The 24,651-nt window shown below is 38.2% G+C and carries 25 protein-coding genes; 18 read left to right on the forward strand and 7 right to left on the reverse strand.

What is annotated here, in order from left to right:
* Positions 1-3: 3 nt before the first annotated feature.
* Positions 4-969, forward strand: a complete 966-nt coding sequence (locus FHT21_RS15190) for a TIGR01777 family oxidoreductase (protein WP_167295638.1) — start codon at positions 4-6, stop codon at positions 967-969.
* 25 nt (positions 970-994) lie between these two features.
* Positions 995-1,444, forward strand: coding sequence for an SRPBCC family protein (locus FHT21_RS15195; RefSeq protein ID WP_167295639.1), 450 nt, complete (start codon positions 995-997; stop codon positions 1,442-1,444).
* Positions 1,445-1,516: 72 nt separating this feature from the next.
* Here the strand turns inward: FHT21_RS15195 and FHT21_RS15200 are convergent, their stop codons facing one another.
* The 4 genes from FHT21_RS15200 to uvrB all read right to left on the reverse strand — a co-directional run bounded on the left by FHT21_RS15200 (position 1,517) and on the right by uvrB (position 5,556).
* A complete protein-coding gene (locus FHT21_RS15200) occupies positions 1,517-1,765 on the reverse strand; it encodes a DUF4834 family protein (RefSeq protein WP_029278588.1) in 249 nt (82 codons plus the stop codon).
* 124 nt (positions 1,766-1,889) lie between these two features.
* A complete protein-coding gene (locus FHT21_RS15205) occupies positions 1,890-2,087 on the reverse strand; it encodes a YwbE family protein (RefSeq protein WP_090497912.1) in 198 nt (65 codons plus the stop codon).
* A gap of 56 nt (positions 2,088-2,143) precedes the next feature.
* Entirely contained in the window at positions 2,144-3,436 is a 1,293-nt protein-coding gene (locus FHT21_RS15210) for a DUF3472 domain-containing protein (protein WP_167295640.1), read from the reverse strand.
* 77 nt (positions 3,437-3,513) lie between these two features.
* Entirely contained in the window at positions 3,514-5,556 is a 2,043-nt protein-coding gene (gene uvrB / locus FHT21_RS15215) for an excinuclease ABC subunit UvrB (protein WP_167295641.1), read from the reverse strand.
* Positions 5,557-5,827: 271 nt separating this feature from the next.
* On the opposite strand from uvrB, the gene FHT21_RS15220 reads away from it, so the two are divergent.
* Positions 5,828-6,265, forward strand: a complete 438-nt coding sequence (locus tag FHT21_RS15220; protein ID WP_347878502.1) for a DUF4143 domain-containing protein — start codon at positions 5,828-5,830, stop codon at positions 6,263-6,265.
* 272 nt (positions 6,266-6,537) lie between these two features.
* Here FHT21_RS15220 and FHT21_RS15225 read toward each other — a convergent pair whose 3' ends face one another.
* Positions 6,538-8,910, reverse strand: a complete 2,373-nt coding sequence (locus tag FHT21_RS15225; RefSeq protein WP_167295642.1) for a M1 family metallopeptidase — start codon at positions 8,908-8,910, stop codon at positions 6,538-6,540.
* A gap of 11 nt (positions 8,911-8,921) precedes the next feature.
* Positions 8,922-9,506 carry a HupE/UreJ family protein gene (locus FHT21_RS15230; protein ID WP_167295643.1) on the reverse strand — a complete coding sequence of 195 codons (585 nt, stop codon included), beginning with the start codon at positions 9,504-9,506 and terminating at the stop codon, positions 8,922-8,924.
* Positions 9,507-9,762: 256 nt separating this feature from the next.
* On the opposite strand from FHT21_RS15230, the gene FHT21_RS15235 reads away from it, so the two are divergent.
* The 14 genes from FHT21_RS15235 to FHT21_RS15300 all read left to right on the forward strand — a co-directional run bounded on the left by FHT21_RS15235 (position 9,763) and on the right by FHT21_RS15300 (position 20,647).
* Complete coding sequence (locus FHT21_RS15235; protein ID WP_167295644.1) at positions 9,763-10,428, forward strand: class I SAM-dependent methyltransferase; 666 nt, start codon at positions 9,763-9,765, stop codon at positions 10,426-10,428.
* A gap of 54 nt (positions 10,429-10,482) precedes the next feature.
* Positions 10,483-10,995 carry a DUF6702 family protein gene (locus FHT21_RS15240; RefSeq protein ID WP_167295645.1) on the forward strand — a complete coding sequence of 171 codons (513 nt, stop codon included), beginning with the start codon at positions 10,483-10,485 and terminating at the stop codon, positions 10,993-10,995.
* 134 nt (positions 10,996-11,129) lie between these two features.
* A complete protein-coding gene (locus FHT21_RS15245; protein WP_167295646.1) occupies positions 11,130-12,398 on the forward strand; it encodes a hypothetical protein in 1,269 nt (422 codons plus the stop codon).
* Positions 12,399-12,488: 90 nt separating this feature from the next.
* Complete coding sequence (upp, locus tag FHT21_RS15250) at positions 12,489-13,133, forward strand: uracil phosphoribosyltransferase (RefSeq protein ID WP_167295647.1); 645 nt, start codon at positions 12,489-12,491, stop codon at positions 13,131-13,133.
* 201 nt (positions 13,134-13,334) lie between these two features.
* Positions 13,335-13,487, forward strand: coding sequence for a hypothetical protein (locus tag FHT21_RS24875; protein WP_208398966.1), 153 nt, complete (start codon positions 13,335-13,337; stop codon positions 13,485-13,487).
* A gap of 40 nt (positions 13,488-13,527) precedes the next feature.
* Positions 13,528-14,217 (forward strand): YjjG family noncanonical pyrimidine nucleotidase, encoded by a 690-nt coding sequence (locus FHT21_RS15260; protein ID WP_167295648.1) that lies wholly within the window; start codon positions 13,528-13,530, stop codon positions 14,215-14,217.
* A 75-nt stretch (positions 14,218-14,292) separates the two neighbouring features.
* Positions 14,293-14,997, forward strand: a complete 705-nt coding sequence (locus tag FHT21_RS15265; RefSeq protein WP_167295649.1) for a DUF4476 domain-containing protein — start codon at positions 14,293-14,295, stop codon at positions 14,995-14,997.
* A 19-nt stretch (positions 14,998-15,016) separates the two neighbouring features.
* Positions 15,017-15,529: a DUF1569 domain-containing protein gene (locus FHT21_RS15270; RefSeq protein WP_167295650.1), complete on the forward strand. Its 513-nt coding sequence runs from the start codon at positions 15,017-15,019 to the stop codon at positions 15,527-15,529.
* Positions 15,530-15,574: 45 nt separating this feature from the next.
* Positions 15,575-16,189, forward strand: a complete 615-nt coding sequence (locus FHT21_RS15275) for a hypothetical protein (RefSeq protein WP_167295651.1) — start codon at positions 15,575-15,577, stop codon at positions 16,187-16,189.
* 78 nt (positions 16,190-16,267) lie between these two features.
* On the forward strand, positions 16,268-17,587 hold the full coding sequence (locus FHT21_RS15280; RefSeq protein WP_167295652.1) for a flippase: 1,320 nt from the start codon (positions 16,268-16,270) through the stop codon (positions 17,585-17,587).
* Positions 17,584-18,231 (forward strand): class I SAM-dependent methyltransferase, encoded by a 648-nt coding sequence (locus FHT21_RS15285; protein WP_167295653.1) that lies wholly within the window; start codon positions 17,584-17,586, stop codon positions 18,229-18,231. The genes FHT21_RS15280 and FHT21_RS15285 overlap by 4 nt, the downstream gene beginning before the upstream one ends.
* Before the next feature lie 13 nt (positions 18,232-18,244).
* Positions 18,245-19,006, forward strand: coding sequence for a class I SAM-dependent methyltransferase (locus tag FHT21_RS15290; RefSeq protein ID WP_167295654.1), 762 nt, complete (start codon positions 18,245-18,247; stop codon positions 19,004-19,006).
* Between the two features lie 163 nt (positions 19,007-19,169).
* Positions 19,170-20,087, forward strand: a complete 918-nt coding sequence (locus tag FHT21_RS15295; RefSeq protein WP_167295655.1) for a sugar transferase — start codon at positions 19,170-19,172, stop codon at positions 20,085-20,087.
* Positions 20,088-20,191: 104 nt separating this feature from the next.
* On the forward strand, positions 20,192-20,647 hold the full coding sequence (locus FHT21_RS15300) for a PA2169 family four-helix-bundle protein (RefSeq protein WP_167295656.1): 456 nt from the start codon (positions 20,192-20,194) through the stop codon (positions 20,645-20,647).
* A gap of 166 nt (positions 20,648-20,813) precedes the next feature.
* On the opposite strand, the gene cphA is transcribed toward FHT21_RS15300, so the two are convergent.
* On the reverse strand, positions 20,814-23,429 hold the full coding sequence (cphA, locus tag FHT21_RS15305) for a cyanophycin synthetase (RefSeq protein ID WP_167295657.1): 2,616 nt from the start codon (positions 23,427-23,429) through the stop codon (positions 20,814-20,816).
* 295 nt (positions 23,430-23,724) lie between these two features.
* Between cphA and FHT21_RS15310 the strand changes: the two genes are divergently transcribed.
* On the forward strand, positions 23,725-24,600 hold the full coding sequence (locus tag FHT21_RS15310) for a cyanophycinase (protein ID WP_167295658.1): 876 nt from the start codon (positions 23,725-23,727) through the stop codon (positions 24,598-24,600).
* Positions 24,601-24,651 lie beyond the last annotated feature (51 nt).

Genomic DNA, 24,651 nt, shown 5'->3' on the forward strand with positions numbered 1-24,651 from the left:
ATCATGAAATACGGAAAAATTATACTGGCCGGAGGAAATGGTTATTTGGGCGGTGTATTGGCGCAATATTTTAGCAGTCTGGCTGATGAGGTGATCATTCTGGCCAGAAAACCACAAGCCAAAACGGGCAATATTAAAACGTTGGTATGGGATGGTAAAACCATAGATGAGTGGAGCCAAAGCTTGAAAGGTGCTGATCTCTTGGTTAACCTTTGCGGTAAAAATGTAAACTGCAGGTACACCGAAAAAAACAAAAAAGAAATTTTTGATTCAAGATTGATCCCCACGCATTTACTGGGCAAAGCGATTGAGGAAATGGAAAATCCACCAAAACTTTGGATCAATATTACTTCTGCCACTATATATCGTCATGCAGAAGACCATTCTCAAGATGAGTTAACAGGCGAAATCGGTGAGGGTTTTTCTATTGAAGTTTGCAAAGCCTGGGAAAATAACTTTTTTGAAACCAATACGCCCAATACCCGAAAAATAGCCCTTAGAATGGGTATTGTTTTAGGTATTAAAGATGGTGCGTTTCCTCGCTTACTTAACCTGGTCAAACTGGGCATGGGTGGTAAACAGGGCAATGGCGAACAGTATGTAAGCTGGGTGCACGAGTTAGATGCCGCAGGCAGTATTGAATGGTTACTGAACCACAATGAGATTGAAGGCATAATAAACTGTACCGCACCCGAGCCAATTAAAAACCACCTGTTTATGCACAGCATCAGAAAAGCCCATGGCATCAGCTTTGGTTTGCCTGCTCCAGCCTGGCTACTGGCCATAGGCGCAAAAATAATCGGAACCGAAACCGAACTGATTTTAAAAAGCAGGTGGGTTAAACCAGCAGTACTCCTAAATAGTGGATTTGATTTTAAATACGGAAAAATTGATGAGGCGATGAGCGCGCTAAGTGCGAAGCAAAAAGACGAAAGCAAAGGGCAAGATGCGGTGAGCAGGGTCAGATAGCAAAAAGACTAAAAGGAATAAACATATGCCAATAATCATATTAAAAACATTGATTAATGCGCCAATCGAGCATTGCTTCGATCTATCTAGAAATATCGATCTCCACTTACAATCTATGAAAGCATCTGGAGAAAATGCAATAGCTGGAAAAAAGACTGGTTTGATCAATTTACATGAATCAGTTACCTGGCGGGCCAGGCATTTTGGTATTCCGTTCGAAATGACAAATAAGATCAGTAAAATGGAATATCCAACATTTTTTGTAGACGAGATGATTAAAGGTCCCTTTAAAAAACTCCATCATCAACACCAGTTTAAAATAATGGGTTCTCAGACAGAAATGACCGATATTTTCGAGTTTCAGGCACCATTTGGCTTATTAGGCTGGCTTGTAGAAAAAATATTTCTTAAAAATTATATGTTAAAGCTCATTGAGAAAAGAAATAAGGTAATCAAACTTCAAGCTGAAAGGTAATATGTCTTATAAACTAACTGCATCTTTTTTGATTTTAATAAAAAAACCCTGAAACAAGTTCAGGGTTCAGTTTTATTTCACTTCTTCGTAGTCTACGAAGTCGCCGAGTTTATCTGTTTTACTTTGATCGGGTTTTGGAGGCATATAATCTATCGAAATAGAGCCTTCAGGTTTTGACCGTCTTTGTTGTTGCTGTCCTGTAGCCTGACTTTGCATTTTGCTGGCCAGGTTATTAAACAGCATTGGCAGAATTAACCTAATCAACATTCTGATCAGCCAAAGTACCAATATTGTGATGAAAATGAATTTTACTAATGCCATTCTTTAAATTACTGTTGTTACAAATATAGACGTCATAAAATTTATTTTGTTACTTTTTCTGCCTTTAATTGCAATTTGATTACAATATAATACGTAAATAAGCCAAAAAGGTTTTATATCCCTATTAATCTTCAACTATTTCAGCTACGCGGCCAACCTGACCATCTTCGAGCCTCACTTTTATCCCTCTGGAATGAAATGCTGATGAAGTAAGCAGATCTTTCACCACGCCATAAGTGATGTTTCCAGATCGCTGATCTTTCTTCAATATGATTCCGACTTCCAAGCCTGGATAAATGTCTTTTCTATTTTGCCCGTCCATTGTGCTGTAATTAAGATGATGATGAAAATTTCAAAATTCCATAATTATTTTGAATGTTAAGGTAATTTACTAAAATCTATTTCAGGTTTCTTACCTGTAGTGCTTCTGGTAAAGATTTTTCTTGGTGTGGTATAATCGTTAAAAAAGCCTCCGTTCTTTAAATAAAAGGCACCCTTATCTACTCCTCCCTGATAATCCATCCGATATCCTTTTGCTCCTGTATTGTCGGTAGTAAAGCGCGCAGATTTTAATTCAGTCCACGTTCCTTTATCATCGCAAATCCATTGGTTATCAAACAAAACTTTTCGCGATAGGTCGCCCTGTACAGGAGAGAAATTTTCTAAAAAGGAATGGAAGCGTTTTAAATAGGTTTTAGTTTGCGGCCTGGTAAAACTGGCAATCAGTTGCCATTTATTGGTTTCAGGGGCAAAGAAATAGGCCGTATATGTGGTTAGGCTATCTTTTCCAGGTACACCATGCAACAAGAATTTATAGGTGTTTCCTGCTTTCCACATGTAGTTCAGGTAGCTCTGGCCTCCAGCACCTTCATTGCCAAATTCTCCCGTGTGTACGCCTTCGCCTTTCTTAAGCATTTTAATTTTATGCGATTCCGGAATACTTTTAGGATCGTCGGTATTGAAAGGGCTCCATACCGAAAACAGGATATGCCGTTCGGTTGGACTATTTACCTGCATACCGAAATAACCTTCACCAAATCCGTTTGCCATAAAATAAGAACCTAAGATATCTTCGCCCTTTGGTACAGTTACTTCGTTATAATACCACGCTGCATTTACATTTTCAGGTTGCTGATAGTTCAGGTGAACAGACGGCCCGCGTCTGCCCCAATGAAAAAAGTTGCCTTCATTGTTTTTAACGTAAGCTGTTTTGCCTTCGGTAGCTGTCCCGCCAATAGATAAGGTTTCTATCGAAGGAAATCTGCCTGCACTTTTGCTTATTCCTTTAATGGTTAAGGCTATATAACCTGTATCTTTAATTGTCCACTCGCCAATTTTACCGTCAAATGGCTTGGTTTCATCGAAACTCACCTTTTTAGATTGGTTGTTGATGGCGAATTCCAGAACTGATTGCCCATCGACCAAAGGTTTATCGCTTAATGATACCGTTATGGTACCAGGTTTAGAAACTCTAAAATAGGCTGTAAAATATTCTTTCGGATCAGACCAGTTTACAATTCCCCTGTTGGATAATGTTCTTTCTGAATCCTGATGTAAAGAACTGTAGGCATTACCTCCAAGTGGGAGGGAAATGGCTGTAACATTTTGGGCATAACTTTTTAGCCCCATTACGCCGAGTACGATCAGCGTGACTAGTTTTAGGGATTTCATTTGATGATTTTTAGATAACTTATTGAACTGCAATTCTAACTCAAATTATCTAAAAATCAATTTTTAAAACCAAATCGTTACTTGCCGAATTTTTCGTTGAACATTTTCTCTAGGGCAAACATTTCATCGCGCAGTTTTGCTGCCTGTAAAAAGTCCATGTCTTTTGCTGCTTTTTGCATATCCTTACGGGTTGTATCAATTGCCCTTTGCAGCTCAGCTTTACCCATATACTGTACAATTGGATCTGCTGCAATACTGATTTCTGCATTTTCAACGTAAGCCCTTGCTTTGTTATCACTAGCTTTTTGCGAGAAATCAAGTACTGAAGTCTGTTCTAAAATGGCTTCTCTCGATTTTCCGACCGTTTTTGGGGTAATGCCATTTTCAAGGTTGTAAGCAATCTGTATATCTCTACGCCTATTCGTTTCTGAGATGGTTTTTTCCATACTTTCCGTAATGCCATCAGCATACATAATTACACGGCCCTTATCGTTACGGGCTGCACGCCCGATGGTTTGGATGAGCGATTTTTCAGACCGTAAGAAACCTTCTTTATCTGCATCTAAAATAGCAACCAAGGTAACCTCTGGCAAATCCAAGCCTTCACGTAAAAGGTTAATGCCCACCAATACATCAAATTCTCCTAAACGTAAACCACGAAGAATTTCTACACGTTCAAGGGTTTTAATTTCTGAGTGGATATATCTGGTTTTGATGTTTAAGCGATCAAGATATTTTGTCAATTCTTCAGCCATGCGCTTGGTTAGCGTAGTAACCAGAATACGTCCGCCATCTTTTATGGTAATGTCTATTTCATCTAAAAGATCATCAACCTGGTTAATGGCAGGCCTAATCTCTATAACAGGGTCTAATAATCCGGTTGGCCTAATTACCTGCTCCACCACCACACCTTCTGATTTTTCCAACTCATATTCGGCTGGAGTAGCACTTACATAAATGGTTTGTGGTGCAAGGGCTTCGAATTCGTTAAAGTTCAAAGGTCGGTTATCAAGTGCAGCCGGTAAACGGAAACCATATTCGACCAAAGATAATTTCCTCGATCTATCTCCACCATACATAGCCCTAATCTGCGGAACGGTAACGTGGCTTTCGTCAATTACCATTAAATAATCATCAGGAAAATAATCCAGCAAACAGAAAGGGCGCATACCTGGCTGTCTGCCATCAAAGAAACGAGAATAGTTTTCGATACCTGAGCAATAACCTAATTCTTTCATCATTTCGATATCGAAATTGGTCCGCTCTTCTAGTCTTTTAGCTTCCAATAAGTGCCTATCGGCAATCAATTGGTTCTTACGGATTTCCAGTTCTTCCTGTATACCCCAGATCGAGGAATTAAACCTATCTTTCGGGGTAACGAAAAGGTTGGCCGGATAAATGGCCATATCTTCTAATTTTTCTATCGTTTTTCCAGAAACCGGATCAATAGAAGAAAGTTCTTCAATATCATCACCGAAAAAAGAAATGCGGTAAGCGTGATCAAGATAGGCTGGAAAAATATCTACCGTATCGCCTTTAACCCTAAAGGTTCCGCGTTTAAAGTCTGTTGTAGTTCTGGAATATAAAATCTCAACTAAGCTATGCAAAAATGCATTCCTCGAAATCCTTAAGCCCACACCAAAACGGAAAACCATCCGCGAAAAATCTTCCGGATTACCCATACCATAAATACAGGAGATGGATGATACCACGATAATATCACGCCTACCGCTCATTAACGAAGAAGTAGTGCGTAACCGGAGTTTTTCAATCTCTTCGTTTATGCTCAAGTCTTTTTCGATATAAGTATTGCTTGATGCGATAAAAGCTTCTGGCTGATAGTAATCGTAATAAGAAACAAAATAATTCACCGAGTTTTCAGGGAAGAAATTTTTGAACTCGCCATAAAGCTGCGCTGCCAAAGTTTTATTGTGACTCAAAATCAGGGTAGGTTTTTGCGTCTGCTCAATCACATTGGCTATCGTAAATGTTTTTCCCGACCCCGTAACGCCCAATAAAGTTTGATAATGTTCGTTGGCATTTATGCCATCTACCAATTGTTTTATCGCGTTTGGCTGATCTCCGGTAGGTTGATATTCTGAGGTGATTTTAAATTTCATGGGTATATCAAACTTAGTTAAAATTGATCTTTAAATCAATTTTAATGTTCTCTCCTCCGCTTATAAAAACATAAACGGCTGGGAGGAAATATACGGTTTAAGCCGCAAAGAGTAAAACAGGCTAAAGTCAGGAAAATTAGTAATTATGCATTTTCATCTATTATCTAAATACAATACAATAAGCTATAAAACAAAAATTGACCATAAGCTCTACAAAAGGATATCAATGTTGTAAATCAAAAGTTATACTTTTGATTTACAACACAAAAGCATACATTTTTTAAATGGGAACCTATTTAATGGCGAATCGTTTGCAAGATCGTTAGGCGTTAGTGCACCAACCGTTAACAGGTATCTAGATTTTTTAGAGGGAGGTTTTTTGATCAGAAGATTACAACCATGGTTTGTTAATGCAAAAAAACGTCTGGTTAAATCACCAAAAACATATATCAGAGACACAGGGGTTCTTCATAGGTTATTAAATATCCCTAGCTATAGTGACTTATTTGGCCATCCAGGAATAGGAGCTTCTTGGGAAGGCTACGTAGTTGAACAGATTTATCAAATAAAAGAAAAACAAACAGATTTTTTTTTTATCGGACTCAAAGAGGGGCAGAATGCGATTTGGTTCTTGTACAGGGAATTACACCACTTGCATGTATCGAAATTAAATTATCAAATGCGCCAACAGTATCTCAAGGTTTTATAAACTGCACTAAAGATCTTGAACCAAAGTACAAATATATTATCACTCCAAAAAGCGAAACTTACCTATCTTCAAATGATATAACGGTAACAAACCTGAAGAATTTTCTATTGGATATTTTACCTCAGATACAATAAAAAATCCCTGTTGAGTTCTTCAATAGGGATCATCAGAAAGTTTCGTCTTCTCGACTGAAGCGCAGCGGAATGGAGAGATCCATTTATATAGATTTCTCCACTCCGTTCGAAATGACGATCGCTCAGGATATAATGCGGCTATTTACCCGCTGCGGCCTGCATTGGGTTTTTACCAACCGATTGGCCTCTTACTGTTCCACCCGCTTTGGTTTTATATACCTTAAACTTACTTTCTTTTACTTTACCGCCCCAAGTATTATTTGAAGTATCAATATCTGCTGTTTCGCGTAATGGATCAATTAAAATAGAGGCTACTTCTTTGTTTTTAACATAGAACTTAGCTGTTTTCAATTCATTATGTCTCCAAATCTGCGCTGGAATACGGTCTATTTCCTTTGTTCCGTCTTTATACGTAAATTCAACAATGATCGGCATTACCAAGCCTCCTCTGTTGCTAAAGCTCAATTCGTAAAGAAATTTGTTGCTATATTTGTCCTGCTCAGCTGAAGGAACAGCTTCTAATGTTGCAGCCGTTTCGGTTTTGGTAGCAACAGTGGCATCAACAGTAACCATTCCTCTATCGTATTTATAATAGAAATCTTGTGCTCCAGGAGTTTTATCTACATAAAAATTAATCTTCTTATCCTCACGGTTTCTGATTTTCGAAATATCTTCAAAGGCATTAACAGCGGGTTTATCAATTTTAACCATTTTCGATTTGGCTTCCGGTAAATCTTTAGGAAAATCGGCTTTTGCAAATTTCACACTATCTAAAGATATATCGCAGGGATCGGTTCCGTAAAACCAACCTCTCCAAAACCAATCTAAATCTTCGCCGCTGGCATCTTCCATGGTACGGAAAAGATCAGCAGGCTCTGGATGTTTAAAAGCCCATCTTCTCGAATATTCCTTAAATGCATAATCGAAAAGTTCTCTTCCCATGATGGTTTCGCGAAGGATATTTAAGCCGGTAGCAGGCTTCGAATAGGCATTCGGACCGAAACGGGCAATATTTTCAGAGTTGGTCATAATTGGTTCCAACTCGTCTTTAGGCAGTTTCATGTAATCAACAATGGTATATGCCGGTCCTTTTTTACTTGGAAATTTGTTATCCCAGAGTTCTTCGGTTAAATACTCTACAAAAGAATTTAATCCTTCATCCATCCAGGTCCATTGGCGTTCATCACTATTTATAATCATCGGGAAAAAGTTGTGCCCAACCTCGTGAATAATTACACCTAACATCCCATTTTTAGTGCTTTCGCTGTATGTGCCATCAGTATCTGTGCGGCCATAGTTAAAGCAGATCATTGGGTATTCCATTCCGTTTGCAGCCTCAATACTTTGTGCAACCGGATAAGGATAAGGGATAGTAAAATCTGAATAGGTTTTAATGGTATGCGCCACCGCGCGGGTAGAAAACTTACTGTAAAGGTTGTACGCTTCCTTTCCATAAAAACTCATACACATTACAGTATTGTTATTGGCCTGAATTTTTTGAGGCATCGCATCCCAGATAAACTTGCGGGAAGATGTCCAGGCAAAATCGCGGACATTACTCGCATTAAAAACCCATGTTTTTTTAGCTGTAGATTTTTTGGTTTCCGCCAGTTTAGCTTCAGCCAAGGTTTGGATTTCTACCGGCGCGGCCGCAGTTTTAGCAGAATTATACCTACTTAATTGCGTGGGATTTAAAACAGCGCTATAATTGATACACTCTCCTGTTGAACCCACAAGGTGATCAGCTGGAACTGTCATTTGAACTTTAAAATCGCCAAAGGTTAAGGCAAACTCACCTCTACCGGTAAATTGATGGTTCTGCCATCCCTGAAAATCGCTGTATACACACAAGCGTGGGTACCACTGGGTCATGGTAAACAGGTAGTTTCCATCGGCTGGAAAAAACTCATAACCTCCACGGCCACCAACACTCATCCGGTCAGAAATTTTATAGTTCCAATCGATATTGAAAATAATTTTTTGCCCAGTTCTCAGCGCAACTGGCAAATCAACCCTCATCATGGTTTTATTAACCGTATAGGGTAAGTTTTTGCCTGCTGCATCGGTTAATTTGGTAATATTTATTCCATATCCGTTATTTCCTGCTGCAATTAACTGATCTAAATTTTTAGTATTTCCGGGAGCAGGCATTTTAGTCGCATCCTGATAATTGGCATTTCTATCCGTGCTATGCTCATTTTCATCAAGCTGCAACCAGATATAAGTTAATGGATCGGGAGAGTTGTTGGTGTAAGTGATCGTTTCAGATCCCGTTAACAACAGATTTTTTTCATCCAGCTCGCATTTGATGTTATAATCAGCACGTTGCTGCCAGTATTTAACGCCCGGCGCTCCGCTGGCTGTACGTTGTTCGTTAGGTGTCGGTAAAATGGTGCCCAATTGCTCAAACTTATTCCCATGGTTGCTCCCTGGGTTATTCTGAATGTTTTGGGCCACAGCCACACTACCAGAAAAGAACAGCAGGCCGGTTAAAGTAAATAGTTTATTCATTATACAGTTTATTAAAAAGGAATTCGTTCTAAAGCCATTTTTAAAGCCAGGCTAAATACGGCTGCTGATATAAATAAAACCCAGCTTATGCGCTTTATGCGGGTATAATTAAAAATTAAAAAGGTAATTAAAAGGATGATGATCACCATAAAAACCTGTCCGGCTTCTAAGCCTACATTAAACCCAAATAGACCCCAGCCAATATTCTGATCTTTGGCCAGCATTATCCGGATGGAGTTTGCAAAACCCATTCCATGGATTAGCCCAAAGCCAAGTGCCAAAAAATAATTGATCTTGATTGATTTTAAGGAGAAATTCTTTCTGAACAAATTGCTGATTGCGGTAATTACAATGGTACAAGGAATTAAGAACTCTACCCACCTGCTATCAAACCTGATAATATCTAATACACTTAAAAGTAAGGTAAATGAATGACCAATGGTAAAGGCCGTAACCAGTATGAGCACCTGTTTTAAATTGACATAACTATAGATAGCAACCAGTGCCAAAATAAACAGCTGGTGATCTAAAGCATCGGCACTGATAATGTGCGCCCAACCCAATTTAAAATAAAAGATAAAATCTTGTAACGGCATGAATAAAAAGCTAACTATTGAGAATAAAATAGTTTACAATAGCTAAAATTATATTTTTAATTACAAAAAGCCTAAATATCATTCAAACAAACCCATAAATACCAAATTTGTTACTAATTTTTAACGCATTTAATACTTTTTGATGAAATTTTATCACAAATAACAGGGTTTACAGTTGTAAACAAAATTGTTGTTTCATATACATCGCCAATACAGTAACTTGGTACTTACAACTATTGGTCTTCTATCTGATACTATGCTTTGTCTTAAATATTATCTGCAAAAACCAGAAAAAGGTTTCGATCCGGTTCCAAAAGCTTTTGCAGAAAAATATGCAGCAAATGAATACAAAAAAATTGACAATGAAATAATAGAGGTTATAAAAAGCCACTTAGGTGGTTTCGAAAACAAAACTTTACTTGATCTGGGTGCTGGTCCGGGGCAATATAGTATCGAATTTGCCAGGAGGGGTGCAAAAGTGACCTGGCACGACATTAGCCGGAATTACTTAACCATAGCAAAAGCTAAAGCTAAAGACGAGAATATAATGGTAGATTTTTCATTGGGTTATTTAGAAGAAGCCCATGGCAAGTTCGATGTTATTTTTAATCGTATATGTTGGTATTACTGCATCAACGATTACCGGTTTGCAAAATGCATCTACAAATTAATTAAAAAAAACGGGTATGGTTTTATTGTGGTTAACAATGAGAAGTTTCTTCAGGAAGAACTTGAAAAAGAATCAGGATTTAGAAAATTGGCCATTAAAATGAGTTATTGGCTCAATGAAAATTTTAACATTAAGCTTATGCATGTTCATCCATCACATAAGAAACTAAGTAAAATATTTGCCAGCTTAAATTTCAGGCACTTGCATTTAGAACAATGTGGACACAACACCTTAATTACATTTAACAAGTAGACTGATTATCTGTTAACTTTGTCCTCCTTAACCCTTTTAAGAAAAGATTTAAATATGTTGATACGTAAATTAAAATATAGCTTTTTGCTTTTGTTTGTTGCTTTTTTTTCCGTTGGAGCAGGAATAAAACATCCATTACATGTAAGTACAACTGAAGTAAGCTTTAATGCGAAGGATAAAACTTTAGAAGTAAGCTGTAAAATCTTTTCTGACGACTTTGAGGCAATTTTAGCCAGATTATACAAACAAAAAACCGACCTGAGCAATCCGAATATGAAGAATGCCATGGATGAATTGGTAAAAAAATATCTACTTTCTCATTTACAACTAAAGGCCAATGGGAAAGCTGTTGCCATGAACTACATCGGATTTGAGATCGATCATGAGGCCACTAATATTTATCTCGAGGTAGAGAAAATTCCATCTATAAAATCTGTTGAGGTGAACGATACTATTTTATACGATATGTTTGATGATCAGATGAGCATTGTACATATTGTAAAAGGCCCCAACCGTAAAAGCACAAAAATCCTTTACCCTGAAAAAAAGTTCACAGCAAACTTTTAATTGTAATTTTTGTATTAAATTACGGCTCAATGTTAAATTACCGTTAATTTTAGAGGCAATATTATTAAAGTTAATATCTGCTGAGAAATATTTCTTGTAATCTTTTTTTAAATACCGTGTTATTAAAATAAGTTATGCATCTAATCATCTTCTCCAACATATTAACGCCTCGGATAAAATATATCTTTAACTTTATTTTTAAAGATATTCTTAAAACAGAATTAGAATTTACGGGCAATCGCCAATATTTTCTACAGAGCGAGCATATCAAAATCAGTTATGGCGAAGAGCCATTAGGTGAGGAACTTTTCTTTAAGCAAACCGCTTTACTCTTCTCCAATAAATTAGAAGAAATTAAGCCAAAAACGATTCCTTTTGGCGAATATCAGGCTCCTTTTCCGGTTGCACAATCAACCCTGCCATTTGATGTTTTTGCTGCCTCATTTTTTATATTAAGCCGATATGAAGAATATTTTTATCCCAAAAAAAACGAAGAAGAATTTAGGCCATCAAAAAGCCATCAGCATAAATGGAAGATTTTAGATAAACCGATTATTGATGAATGGGCATTGATCATTAAAAGTTTGATCAAAAAAAAGCATCCACATTTTAAGTTCCACGAAAAGAAATTCCAGCACCAGCCAACCGTTCACTTCAATGTTTTGCCCAACCTACCCGAGGGATTATTAAATAGGGCCAAATTTATTTTTAGTGCCGTCTTTAAAAAAGAAAACAATTACCTGAGCTCGAAATTTGACAGGTTAACAGGGGTAGGAATTAATAATGAGCAGGTTTTGGGTGAGGTAAACCTGCTATTTTCTTCAAAAAAAAGTAATCCTCTTTATTTTGTCGATTTCCCAGACGTACCGATAAATTACATCAGGATAAACGGTGTTTCAAAAACACTTAGCAATCAATCAGTTGGATTATTAAGACCTTGTGCCAGCGATAAGCAAAAAATGCTCGAGATTAAAGAAGGCCTGGTTAAACTCAAAAAAATCAACCCAAACACCGCACCTGTAAGTAGTCAGCAGTTAGAAACATTAAAATTCCCCATTTGTTATTTAAATATTCTTAATTCCGGTATTACTTCCGATTATTCTATGGGCTATAGTAATGTAGCTGGTTTTAGGGCCGGAACCTGTACGCCATTTAACTGGTACGATCTTCAGCTCGAAAAAGTAACCCCTTTAATCGTTAATTCTTACTGCCTCACCGATTATATTCTTCAGTTTTTAACACATGAGGCAGCCACTAAAACACTATACCAATATATTAGTGCAGTGAAGGTGGTAAACGGTGCCTTTTATAGCAGTTGGAGCCTAAAAAGTCTGTCTTCAAATGCAAAATACAAAAAACTAAAGTCGCTGTTTAAAGAAATGCTCGATTACGCGGGAAATTGATTTTAATTTAATTTATCCGGCTTAAAATTGCTAATTTTAGTAATTAAACGTCCCACTGGAATAAACCTGTAAGATACCGAAAACATTATTATGATTTTTGATGTAAGCAAGACAAAATCTATCGCCAATACCTTTATTGCCGAACTTCGGGATGAAAACATCCAGAAAGACTCGATGCGTTTTCGCAAAAATATGGAAAGGCTTGGCGAGTTTTTTGCCTACGAAATCAGCAAATCATTAGAATATACCATTCAAGAAATCGTAACCCCTTTAGGTGTATCGTCTTGTGAGGTTTTAACTCAGCAGCCCGTTTTAGCTACCATACTCCGGGCCGGTTTGCCACTTCAGCAAGGCTTGCTTAACATCTTCGACAAAGCCGAATGCTGTTTTATTTCTGCTTACCGAAAAGTAAAGAAGAGCGGCGATTTTGTGATTCAGATGGACTACATTTCTACCCCGGATTTAGAAGGAAAAGTTTTGATTATGGCCGATCCAATGTTGGCAACGGGACAAAGCATGGTGATGTGCTGTAAAGAACTGATCAACCGTTACAAAATTGCAGAACTTCATATCGTTGCCGCAATAGCCAGTACAGAAGGTGTTTCACATGTACGCGCCAATTTACCTAAAGCAAAACTTTGGCTTGGCGCAATCGACGAAGAAATGACCAGTAAATCCTACATCGTGCCGGGGCTTGGCGATGCCGGGGATTTAGCCTATGGAGAGAAGGTTTAATTTTTAGTCCAAAGCTTAGTCTTAAGTCCAGAGCCAGTGAACATTCTCTTTGTATGCAGCAGAAACAAATGGCGTAGCGCCACTGCCGAAAACATCTACAAAAACCATCCCGATCATCAGGTGAGGTCAGCGGGAACAGCGCCATCGGCCAGGATTAAAATCAGTTAAAAACTAATCATCTGGGCAGATATTCTCTTTGTAATGGAGAAAAAACATAAACAAAGAATTGTTGAACGTTTTCCTGAAGAAACCTACGAAAAGGAAATTATTACACTCAATATCCCGGATAAGTATCAGTATATGGATGAAGAACTTATTGAAGAGCTAAACGCAAAAGTTACCGATTATTTATAAATCAAAAATCATTAGGCTACCTTTGTGAAAATCACCACTCATGAAAAAGCACATTTTCTTCGACCTTGACCACACGATTTGGGATTTTGACCGCAATGCCGAAGAAACATTAAATGAGCTATACCAAACTTATAAACTAGAGGAGCTCGGCTTAAAATCGTGTGCAGATTTTATCACCACTTATACCAAAAATAACCATCAGTTATGGGCTGATTATCACTTAGGAAAAATCACCAAAGATTTTTTAAGATCAGAGCGCTTTAGCAAAACGTTTATTCAACTGGGTGTTCACCCTGATGCCGTTCCACATCAATTTGAGGATGATTATGTAAATATTTCGCCAACTAAAACCAACCTGTTCGAAGGGGCAGAAAATGTTTTGGGTTATCTAAAGCAAAAATATACCCTGCATATCATTTCTAACGGGTTTAAGGAAACAACCTTAACCAAAATGAACCTATCGAACCTTAATCCTTATTTTAAAAACGTCATCATATCAGAAGATGTTGGCGTAAACAAACCCAATCCTATTATTTTCGAATATGCATTAGATAAGGCCAAAGCCTTAAAGGCAGAAAGTATTATGATTGGCGACAGCCTTGAAGCCGATATTTACGGTGCATTAAACTTCGGTATGGAAGCGATATTTTTTAATCCTTTACAAAAAGAGAAGCCCAATGATGTGCAGAAAGAAATTATTCACCTCGAAGAGTTGTTAAAACTTTTTTAATCTCCTCCTTTTTGTTTGGTTTTGGCATTCATTTGGCATTAGTTTAAAACACACACAAATGAAACCTTAATTAAAATGAAGAAAACCATCTTTTTAGGATTGGCAATACTTTTTGCTACCCTAAGTTTCGCTCAAAACAACCGCAGTTCTGCTGAAGTATTCCTGCAAATTATTAATCCAGGCAAGTATAACGTGTATTTAGACGATGAACTTGTTGCATCGGCCAACGGCAGGTTCCGTTTTTACGATGTATACAATACCGCACCAATGCTATCTATTATTCAGGGCAATACAGTAATCTTGAAACAGAGAATAAGAGTTGTTCCACAACAAAGGCTAGTTTTAAGTTTGGAAGATAAGCAGTTAATTACTTTAAAGCAGCTAACGATCTACCGGAACAGACAGTATGCGCTTAATGATTTTGACGGCTATACCGGAGACTATAATACAGGGATCATTCCGCCCCTACCGCTACAGCCCGAGTTGAATTACAGATTACTATCTGACGAAGCTTTTCAGACCTTTTTAACGCAATACAGAAGGGAAAGTTTTGATGATGGAAGATTAAGAATGATAAATGTGGTGAGCAAAAATTCGTCACTGCTGAGCGCTCAGGCGAGGGTACTCTTAAAATCTTTTACCTTTGATGACGAACGTTTGAAGGTAGCCCGCAACCTTTATAAAAACGTTGCCGACCCGCAGAACTATTTTATCTTATCCGATATTTTTGTTTTTCCGTCTAATAAGGACGATTTCTTAAAATATTTGGAGAAACAGTAATTCAGCTTATCTTTATTAAATGACGGCTGCAAAAATTAAGGCATCGATACATAAAATTGTCGATGCCTATAAATCGAAATTATCTCACTATTCTGAAGATATTTTTCAAATCACTCCACCCAATGCTGGCTGGAGTTACAGTGAAGTATATTCGCATATTTTCGATTCAAGCCTGCTCTCCTTAATTGCACTCGAACGCGCCGCAAGTGGCAAAGGTGAAAACAAACCCACACTTTTTATTGTAAAACTGATTTTGCTTTTAGGTACCCTGCCGCCGTCAAAAAAGTATAAAGTTCCGAAAAGACTGGCCGAGCGTGTTAAAAAAATCAGCAAAACAGAAGCGCTCGATTTTATTTTGGAGTTTGAAAAAGGTCTTGATGATAATTACCCCACAATTGCCCATGCAAAAGCCGATTGTAAAACAAAACACCCACGGCTAGGCTACTTAAATGCCAAACAATGGTTAAGATTTATCGAAATTCATTTAAAACACCATCTCAAACAGTTAGAAAGAATAGAAAAGAGTTTTTAGGCATAAATTAATTTCGCCATATTTGGGTAAACTAAATTCAGCGCCATGAAAAACACCTTTTACCTATTAGTCATCGCTGTTCTTTGTGCCTGCAATAGCGAAAAGAAAGAAACTACCCAGGCGGTTATTCCAACTCCAACCGGAATACAGGGACTCCAAAAAAGCAATACCGTTCAGCCCGCAACACAGCAAGCTAAAACCAACCTTATTTTCAATCCGCCGCATGGCGAAGCTGGGCATACCTGTGCATTGGCTGTTGGCGCGCCATTACACCAAACAGCTGCAGTTCAACCACAAAAAAGTGTTAGTTCACAGCCAGTAACCATTCCAGCGCCTCCTGTAATAAATACTTCAGGTAAAAAACTAAATCCTAAACACGGAGAACCTGGTCACAGATGCGATATTGCTGTTGGTGCTCCTCTTGATAGTAAACCAACGCAGATAGTTACCGCGCAGCCAGCAGTAAAGCAAACTGTAGCGATAAAAACCGGGAAGGGTTTAAACCCTCCTCATGGCCAGCCCAACCACAGGTGCGATATTGCTGTTGGTGCGCCTTTAAACAGCAAACCTGTCCAAGCTGTAAATACAACCCCTATACCGACACCTGAAACTAAAACTTCAGAAACAAAAGTGCTGGAGACAAAAAATGAAGGGAAATAATCGTGTATTCATTGTATCCTTAATATTTTGAATTTTCAGCATCTAACTTAACGCACATTTTTTTACATCTTTGCGTTAATGAAATTACCCGCCATAAAAGGTTTTGACGAAGAAGCGTTTAACAAGTATTTAAAAAATACAGGGTGGGTTATGTTTGGCAAAATACTGAGCATGATTGTTGGCTTTGTTGTCGCCAGGTTCCTGGGGCCAATTTCCTTTGGTGATTTAAGCTTTGCCGATGCATTTACGGCAATTGCTGCAGCTATTGGAGCATTAGGCTTGGATACTTTCATTATTAGAGAAATATTAAATGACCCGGCTAAAAAAGATGAAATATTAGGAACTTCCTTATTACTAAGGTTAGGCGTTAACCTATTATTGATCCCCATTTCAATCGGTTTATATCTTGTTTTTCATAAATTATCAGACAATCCCGGCGAACCATTAACCTATGTGGTGGCACTGCTGTCTTTTGCCGCGTTTTTTAAATCATTCAATGTAATCGATTCTTACTTTCAATCACAGGTACAATCTAAGTATGTAGTACACATTCAAAATATCTGCGTAATACTTTCAGCGTTAGTAAAAATTTTATTAGTCGTTTTACATTTACCTGTAATCTGGTTTGCCTGGGCATTGGTTTTCGATGGTTTTATCTTAGCCCTTGGCCTTGTTTTACTTTATCAAAATAAAGGATTAAATCTATTTGACTGGCATTTTAAGAAAAGTCGGGCAAAATCACTTTTAAAGCAATCAGCTCCTCTAATACTATCGGCTGTTATGGTCTCTATTTACATGAAAATAGACCAGGTAATGTTAAAAACAGAAGGAAGTAGTGCTGTTGGAATTTATAGCGCCGTAGCCAAAATTAGCGAGGCCTGGTATTTTATACCCGTTGCAATAGTTACTTCTGTTTTTCCCGCCCTGATAAATGCCCGTAAAACAGATCATGGCCGCTATATTAAACGCCTGCAAAACCTATATGACTTACTCGTTGCAATAAGTTTACCTGTTGCAATAATTATTACTTTCGCATCAACACTCATTATCCGTATTATTTACGATAATCGTTTTGAAGGTGCAGAACACATGTTACCCATCCACATCTGGTCGGGTGTATTTGTATTTTTAGGAAGTGCCAGCTCCCAGTACTTATTGGCAGAGGGATTTACAAAGATTTCCTTTTACCGTACCGCTTTTGGAGCGATCATAAACATCATGTTAAACTTTTGGCTAATACCACGCTATGCTGGTATTGGAGCATCAATTGCAACCCTAATAGCCTGTGCCTGTTCGGCATTTTATATTTTATTAATCCCCAAAACCAGACAACAGGGTATAATGATGTTAAAATCATTATTTTTGGTCACCGCATTTCAAAAAATATTTAAACGTTGAGTACTCTTAAAGCATTAACCACATTAATTTCAAAGCCCAGCAGGCTTAAGGCATTATTATCTTACGGACATAAAGGCTACCTGAGCAGCATTGGCTGGTTTACGGCCTTCGATAAAAAACAGGCCGTAGACGGACAAGGGAAAGCTTTGCCTTGGGTAACCTATTCTTTTATCGATTTTATTAAAGAGCGGATAAACAAAACACAGCATATTTTCGAATATGGCTCTGGCAGTTCTACTATTTTTTATGCAGAAAGAGCAGGTTCGGTAACTTCTGTGGAGCACGATAAAGGCTGGTTTGATAAAGTAAAAAATACAAGTCCGGCCAATGCCGAAATGATATTCTGCCATTTGGAAAAGGATGGGGAATATGCTAAAAAAGCAACCTTACTCGATAAAAAATTCGACATTATTATTGTTGATGGGCGCGACCGTGTAAACTGTTGCAAGTATAGCGTGGCTGCATTATCAGCTAATGGCGTGCTGGTTTTGGATGATAGTGAACGTGAAGTGTATAATCCGGCCCGTGTGCTTTTAAAGGCCCAAGGTTTCAAAGAAATCAGTTTTAGTGGAATTTCGCCAGGCCTTTTTTACGAAAAAGCAACCTCAGTTTTTTATAAGCAAGATAATTGTTTAGGTATTTAAATCAGTAAGCACCATGTTAAGCGAAGAAGTAAAAACCGCCTACGATAATTTTTATACCAATAGCGATGTAGCATGGAGAATGCTTGGCGCAAAATATAAAGCGCAGAACATTGTTGATGTTTGCAAAGGGCTAAAGCCTAAAAAAGTGCTTGAGGTTGGCGCCGGAGATGGCAGTATTTTACATTTTTTAAATGAATGGCATTTCGCACCAGAACTTTATGCGTTAGAAATTGCACAAAGTGGTGTCGATATTATAAAAGACCGTAACCTTGTCAGTTTAAAAGAAGCACAAACTTTTGATGGATATAAAATCCCTTATGGAGATGATGCATTTGATCTGATTATTCTTGCGCACGTTTTAGAACACGTAGAACATGAACGGATCCTCATTCGCGAATTGAAAAGGGTAGCAAAATATATTGTAGTTGAAGTACCTAAAGATTATCGCTTCGGTGTAGACCAAAGAATGAAACATTTTCTTGATTATGGGCATATTAACATGTACACGCCAACTTCTTTAAGATTCTTGTTACAGAGTGAGGGTTTAGAAATTTTAGCAGATAAAGTATCAATGACTGCGCCAGAAACGGTAAAGTTTAATGAGTTTATCAACAAAAAAGCCCCTAAAACATTTTCCAAAAACCTAAAAATAGAGCTGGAATACCGGATTAAAAAAACCTTAGGCAATTTGTTTGGGAAGAAAAAGCAAGAACAGTTTGCAAATGCCTACACCGTGTTAACCAAAAAGTCTGACCATAATCTGCATATATTTTAGGGGTCAGGCGATCGTCATTTCGAGCGAAGTGCAATGAAGCCGAGAAATCTTTATAGCTTGATTCTTAATATAATTTAAAGATTTCTCCGTTCCGCGGTGCTTCAGTCGAAATGATGGAGGAACTGAGCAGTTTATTGATGGACTTAATTGATAAAAAACAAAAATGCAAAATCTTGCCCCAATAGCACTTTTCGTCTACAACCGTCCGCAGCACACCGAGCGTACGTTACAATTCCTGCAGCAAAATGAATTGGCTACACAAAGCCATTTGTATATCTTTTCCGATGGTGCCAAAACAGTTCAGGATGAAGAAAAAGTTGCAGCGGTAAGAAAAATCATCAAAAAAGCAGATGGTTTTAAATCGGTTAAGGTAATCGAAAGTAAGACAAATGCAGGCTTGGCCAATTCGGTAATTGCAGGGGTAACCAAATTAATAGCAGAATACGATCAGGTAATTGTGTTTGAAGATGACCTGGTTACTTCGCCCCATACCTTAGCCTATTTCAACAATGCGCTAAACCATTACCGCGAAGAGCAAAAAGTAATGCACATTGGAGCCTATATGTATCCCTTAAAATCAGATAATCTTTCACAATCCTTTTTCTATAGGGCAGCTACAAGTTGGGGCTGGGCGACATGGGGAAGGGCATGGAAAAACTTTGAACCTGATATAGATGTTCTTATTAAGCAGTTTGATAAAAAGAAAAGAACTGCATTTTCCATCGATAATAAAATGAATTTCTGGAAACAGATGCAGGAATTTAAAAAAGGAAAAAATAATAGCTGGGCCATAAGATGGTATGCCTCTATCTTTTTAAAAGGAGGCATTACACTTAATCCATCGCAATCACTCGTTAACAATATTGGGCATGATGGCACTGGTGTACACTCAGGAATAAACGATATCTATAACGTAATTATCAACCCCAAACCAATTGTCGAATTTCCAACGGTAATAGCCGAAGATCCTATTGCATATAAAGCCATTAAGAGCTTTTTGATTAAACGGAAAGGCAATATGGTAACCCGTGTTAGGCGTTTTGTAAAAGAAAAGCTTGCACAATACTTTTCAAAGAAATAATTAAGCCAATATAGCTCACTGTTGTAGACAATTAAAAAAATGACAAACCTTTTTTTAATTGGTCATGTTGCTTTTATACATCGAAACTATAAAAATAAAAAAACATGAAAACGACAACAGCAACAGCAGAGGTATTAAACGATCTGGTTCAAATTAATAACGATCGTATTGAAGGTTATGAGAAAGCCCGTCGGGAATTAAAAGATAGTGATACCGACTTAAAGACGCTATTTCTAAATATGATAGGCGAAAGTCAAAAATATAAAATGGCTTTGGCTACGGAGGTAGCTGCACTGGGCGAAGATATTGAAACCGGAACAACAAACTCCGGAAAAATTTACAGGGCATGGATGGATGTTAAAGCTTTGTTTACCGGCCACGACCGTAAAACTGTTTTAAACAATTGTGAGTTTGGAGAGGACGCTGCACAAAATGCATATAAAATGGCCTTAGAGGAAGAAGATATTCCTTCAAACATCAGAGATTTAATTGCTGACCAAAAAGCATCGTTAAGGGTATCGCATGATGAAATTAAAAGATTACGTGATGCTCAAGCATAAGTGACCGAGATATAAAAACAGAAAAACCTCCTTCGATTTATTATCGAAGGAGGTTTTTTTTTATTACAACCGTCATTCCCGCGCGGGCGGGAATCTTAAAGCTTATTGCATTACGATTCCCAATCGAGTTGGGAATGACGATCAAAAGCGGAAATCAGTCAAGAAACTATGCCTCTAATTCCCGGTCTAAATGTTCGGTAACGCGCTGGATCGTATTGTCGATCGTGTTACTTAAAATCGTCAAATAAGAGCCTTTTTTAGCAGTTTCGATCGCGATCTGCAAGCACTCGGTGCTCTTATTATTAATAATGATCTCTTTATTCGGATCAACTTCCTTAATGCCTTTTACCAGCAGATCAACCAGTTCTTGTTGTTGTCTGCCACGAAGATATTTCTCCTGACAAACATAAATTTTATCAAACATCTGAGCAGAAATACGTGCCGTTTCGATAATATCTTCATCTCTTCTATCTCCTGTTGCCGAAATAATGCCTACGTGCTCGGTAGCCTCTACGCCTTGTAAGAAACCTTTTACACCGTTAAATCCGTCAGGGTTGTGTGCAAAATCGACCAGTACTTTGAAATCTTTGAACCTGAAAATATTCATTCTTCCTGGTGTATGTGCTGCAGAAGGGATAAATGTTTCTAACGATAAACGGATATCTTCAGGTTTATAACCCCACAAATAGGTCGCTAGTGTTGCTGCAAGCACATTCTGGATCATAAAATTTACAGAGCCACCGAAAGTTAAAGGAATATGGGTGACTTTATCTACCCTTAATTTCCAGTCACCGGTTTTAATGGTAATGTATCCGTTTTCATAAATTGCTGCTATGCCACCTTTTCTGCAATGCTCTTTAATTACCGGATTATTTTCATCCATACTAAAATAAGCAACATTACAGCGCGCATCTTTAGCAATGCGAACGCAATAACCATTATCGGCATTTAATACCGCCCAACCTTTACGGCGTACCGCCCCGATTACTACGGCTTTAACCCGGGTTAAATCGTCAAGATTGTGAATATCAGAAATACCCAAGTGATCTTCCTGAATATTGGTAACTACGCCAATATCGCAGGCATTAAATCCCAGCCCTGCTCTTAAAATTCCGCCTCGGGCAGTTTCGAGTACAGCAAACTCTACTGTTGGGTCTTTTAAAATGAACTCGGCGCTTACCGGCCCGGTGGTATCGCCCTTCATCAGCATGGTATTATGCACATATACCCCATCACTTGTGGTAAAACCTACACGTTTACCATTGCTACGGATAATATGTGCAATTAAACGTGTGGTAGTGGTTTTTCCATTTGTTCCGGTTACCGCAATAATTGGAATCTGTGATAATTTTCCTTGTGGGTACAGCATATCAATAACGGATGCAGCCACATTTCTGGGCAAGCCTTCACTCGGTGCCAGGTGCATTCTAAATCCTGGTGCTGCATTTACCTCTAAAACCACTCCTCCGTTTTCGGTTAAGGGCTGGGTAAGGTTCTGCGCCATGATGTCGATACCACAGATATCCAATCCGATTACCCTCGAAATCCTTTCACAGATGAAAATATTCTGTGGGTGAACAATGTCTGTTACATCAATCGATGTTCCACCTGTACTCAAATTTGCTGTAGATTTTAAGTAAACCACTTCTCCCTTTTCCGGAATGGTTTCCAAAGTATATTCTTTTTTGGCCAGCAGATCTAAAGTATCCCGGTCAACAGCAATTTCCGTTAACACATTTTCGTGACCATAACCGCGGCGCGGATCTTCATTTTCCTTATCAATTAACTCTTGAATGGTATGAATTCCATTTCCTTTAACATGTGCAGGATCGCGTTGTGCCGCTGCAATCACTTTATGATCGATTACCAGCACCCTAAAATCGAAACCGGTAATAAATTTCTCTATAATTACCTTTCTCGAATAGGTTTTGGCATATTCAAAAGCCGCTACCGCATCTTCCATCGTTTTCACATTAATGGTTGCGCCTTTGCCATGGTTGCCATCCAGCGGTTTAAAAACTAAAGGAAACCCAACTTTTTTAACTGATGCTTCCAGATCATCAGGATTTGAAATGGTCACTCCAGAAGCTACAGGAATGGCGGCTTCAGTAAGCAACCGTTTCGTTTCTTCCTTATTGCTGGCAATATCTACAGCAATACTACTGGTTTTTTCGGTCATGGTTGCCCTAAAGCGGACCTGATTTTTACCATACCCCAACTGAACCAACGAACTTTTATTCAGCCTGATCCAGGGAATACTTCTACTTACAGCCTCTTCTACAATAGAACCTGTACTTGGCCCTAGTGCTTCCAGCTCGCGTATTTCCTTCATCCTCCGGATATCGTGCTCCAAATCGTACTCTTCGTTATTAATCAGGGCTTCGGCAATTTTAACTGCAGCTTCAGCAGCGTAAACACCTACTTTTTCTTCCAGATAGCTGAATACCACATTGTAAATGCCCTCGGTTTTGGTCATGCGCGTTCTGCCAAAGCCAGTTTCCATACCGGCTAGTGTCTGAATTTCTAGCGCAATATGCTCAATTACGTGCCCCATCCAAGTTCCTTCTTTCACGCGGGTAAAAAAGCCGCCTTCAACCCCTTTTGAGCAACGATGGGTAAACATACTTGGCAACAATTTCTCAATCCGCTCACTAAAACCCTCAATAACATTGGTTGGTTTTTGTTCTAAATCTTCTAAATCCAACCGCATTTGGATCAATTTCTTCCGGCTAATCGACCATATATTTGGCCCTCTTAATACTTGTATATTTAATATCTTCATGTAATGTTTTGTTCGTTTTTTATTTTAAACAAGGATTTGGGATAGCCTTTTTAACTCAATTTTTAGAATAAAATTGATGATTGTAAATTATGCATTTATTTTGAAATTAGACGTCCCATTTACGTAAATCAATTTTAGCGCCTATTTGTTTTATTTTCAAGCACAACACCGTTAATTTTTTGTTATAATATTTTAACGTTTGTTAATAAATTGAATATTCTTGACAAAAAAAGTCGTGTTTTTTATCTTAAGCCTATATATTTGGGTTTTTTGATACAATTATAATACACAAAGAATGGTTCCGAAAGGTAAACTCATCATCATTGGTGGCGCAATAAACACAGGTAGCTTCGCAGAAACGCAATTCGGACTGCCTGAGAATATGAATTTTTTTGAGCGTGGAATTTTAAAACGGATTACTACAGAATCATTAAGAGATACCCAATCTCGCTTCGAGATCATCACCACAGCGTCGTTAATGCCCGAAAAAGTTGGTGAGGAATATATCAAGGCTTATGCACAGTTAGATGTACATAATGTTGGTGTTCTTAATATTACCAACCGCGAAGAAGCCAATTCTGATGAAAATTATGAGCGTATCAAAGCAGCAGAGGTAATTATCTTTACCGGAGGCGATCAGCTCCGCCTTTCATCCATCTTTGGCGGAACAAAAATCCATCAGATCCTGTTAGAGAAATATAGAAATGAACCTGTGGTAATTGCAGGTACATCAGCTGGGGCCGCAGCAAGTTCTAAAAATATGATTTACCAGGGTAGCAGCAAAGATGCTTTACTTAAGGGAGAGGTTAAAATTACCGGTGGACTAGGCTTTATTGATGATGTTATTGTAGACACGCATTTTGTTCAACGCGGCAGAATTGGTCGCTTGTTATATGCTGCTGCCAGTAATCCGGGTATTTTAGGGATTGGTCTTGGTGAAGATACCGGGCTTTTCATCTCTGACGGGCATACAATGGAGGCCATTGGCTCTGGTATGGTAATTTTGGTAGATGGCCGCCATATGGCCGATACCAATTTAACCGATGTGGAAATGGGACAACCGGTTTCAATCAAAAATATGGTGGTACACGTAATGTGCGATGGCGACGTTTATGATTTAACAGACCATAGCTTGGTAATCCATCACCCAAAGGTTGTTCCAATAGGGTAATTCAGTTAGCAGTTAACGGTGGGCGATTTTCAGTTAGGACTTAACCAATCT

It is taken from the genome of Pedobacter sp. SG908 (assembly GCF_011759615.1).
Taxonomy (GTDB): Bacteria; Bacteroidota; Bacteroidia; order Sphingobacteriales; family Sphingobacteriaceae; genus Pedobacter; species Pedobacter riviphilus.

What these genes read in the sequence shown, in the direction of transcription:
- FHT21_RS15190 (WP_167295638.1), top strand. Translation starts at nt 4, where the DNA reads ATGAAATACGGAAAAATTATACTGGCCGGAGGAAATGGTTATTTGGGC.
- FHT21_RS15195 (WP_167295639.1), top strand. Translation starts at nt 995, where the DNA reads ATGCCAATAATCATATTAAAAACATTGATTAATGCGCCAATCGAGCAT.
- FHT21_RS15200 (WP_029278588.1), bottom strand. Translation starts at nt 1,765, where the DNA reads ATGGCATTAGTAAAATTCATTTTCATCACAATATTGGTACTTTGGCTG.
- FHT21_RS15205 (WP_090497912.1), bottom strand. Translation starts at nt 2,087, where the DNA reads ATGGACGGGCAAAATAGAAAAGACATTTATCCAGGCTTGGAAGTCGGA.
- FHT21_RS15210 (WP_167295640.1), bottom strand. Translation starts at nt 3,436, where the DNA reads ATGAAATCCCTAAAACTAGTCACGCTGATCGTACTCGGCGTAATGGGG.
- uvrB (WP_167295641.1), bottom strand. Translation starts at nt 5,556, where the DNA reads ATGAAATTTAAAATCACCTCAGAATATCAACCTACCGGAGATCAGCCA.
- FHT21_RS15225 (WP_167295642.1), bottom strand. Translation starts at nt 8,910, where the DNA reads ATGAATAAACTATTTACTTTAACCGGCCTGCTGTTCTTTTCTGGTAGT.
- FHT21_RS15230 (WP_167295643.1), bottom strand. Translation starts at nt 9,506, where the DNA reads ATGCCGTTACAAGATTTTATCTTTTATTTTAAATTGGGTTGGGCGCAC.
- FHT21_RS15235 (WP_167295644.1), top strand. Translation starts at nt 9,763, where the DNA reads ATGCTTTGTCTTAAATATTATCTGCAAAAACCAGAAAAAGGTTTCGAT.
- FHT21_RS15240 (WP_167295645.1), top strand. Translation starts at nt 10,483, where the DNA reads ATGTTGATACGTAAATTAAAATATAGCTTTTTGCTTTTGTTTGTTGCT.
- FHT21_RS15245 (WP_167295646.1), top strand. Translation starts at nt 11,130, where the DNA reads ATGCATCTAATCATCTTCTCCAACATATTAACGCCTCGGATAAAATAT.
- upp (WP_167295647.1), top strand. Translation starts at nt 12,489, where the DNA reads ATGATTTTTGATGTAAGCAAGACAAAATCTATCGCCAATACCTTTATT.
- FHT21_RS24875 (WP_208398966.1), top strand. Translation starts at nt 13,335, where the DNA reads ATGGAGAAAAAACATAAACAAAGAATTGTTGAACGTTTTCCTGAAGAA.
- FHT21_RS15260 (WP_167295648.1), top strand. Translation starts at nt 13,528, where the DNA reads ATGAAAAAGCACATTTTCTTCGACCTTGACCACACGATTTGGGATTTT.
- FHT21_RS15265 (WP_167295649.1), top strand. Translation starts at nt 14,293, where the DNA reads ATGAAGAAAACCATCTTTTTAGGATTGGCAATACTTTTTGCTACCCTA.
- FHT21_RS15270 (WP_167295650.1), top strand. Translation starts at nt 15,017, where the DNA reads ATGACGGCTGCAAAAATTAAGGCATCGATACATAAAATTGTCGATGCC.
- FHT21_RS15275 (WP_167295651.1), top strand. Translation starts at nt 15,575, where the DNA reads ATGAAAAACACCTTTTACCTATTAGTCATCGCTGTTCTTTGTGCCTGC.
- FHT21_RS15280 (WP_167295652.1), top strand. Translation starts at nt 16,268, where the DNA reads ATGAAATTACCCGCCATAAAAGGTTTTGACGAAGAAGCGTTTAACAAG.
- FHT21_RS15290 (WP_167295654.1), top strand. Translation starts at nt 18,245, where the DNA reads ATGTTAAGCGAAGAAGTAAAAACCGCCTACGATAATTTTTATACCAAT.
- FHT21_RS15295 (WP_167295655.1), top strand. Translation starts at nt 19,170, where the DNA reads ATGCAAAATCTTGCCCCAATAGCACTTTTCGTCTACAACCGTCCGCAG.
- FHT21_RS15300 (WP_167295656.1), top strand. Translation starts at nt 20,192, where the DNA reads ATGAAAACGACAACAGCAACAGCAGAGGTATTAAACGATCTGGTTCAA.
- cphA (WP_167295657.1), bottom strand. Translation starts at nt 23,429, where the DNA reads ATGAAGATATTAAATATACAAGTATTAAGAGGGCCAAATATATGGTCG.
- FHT21_RS15310 (WP_167295658.1), top strand. Translation starts at nt 23,725, where the DNA reads ATGGTTCCGAAAGGTAAACTCATCATCATTGGTGGCGCAATAAACACA.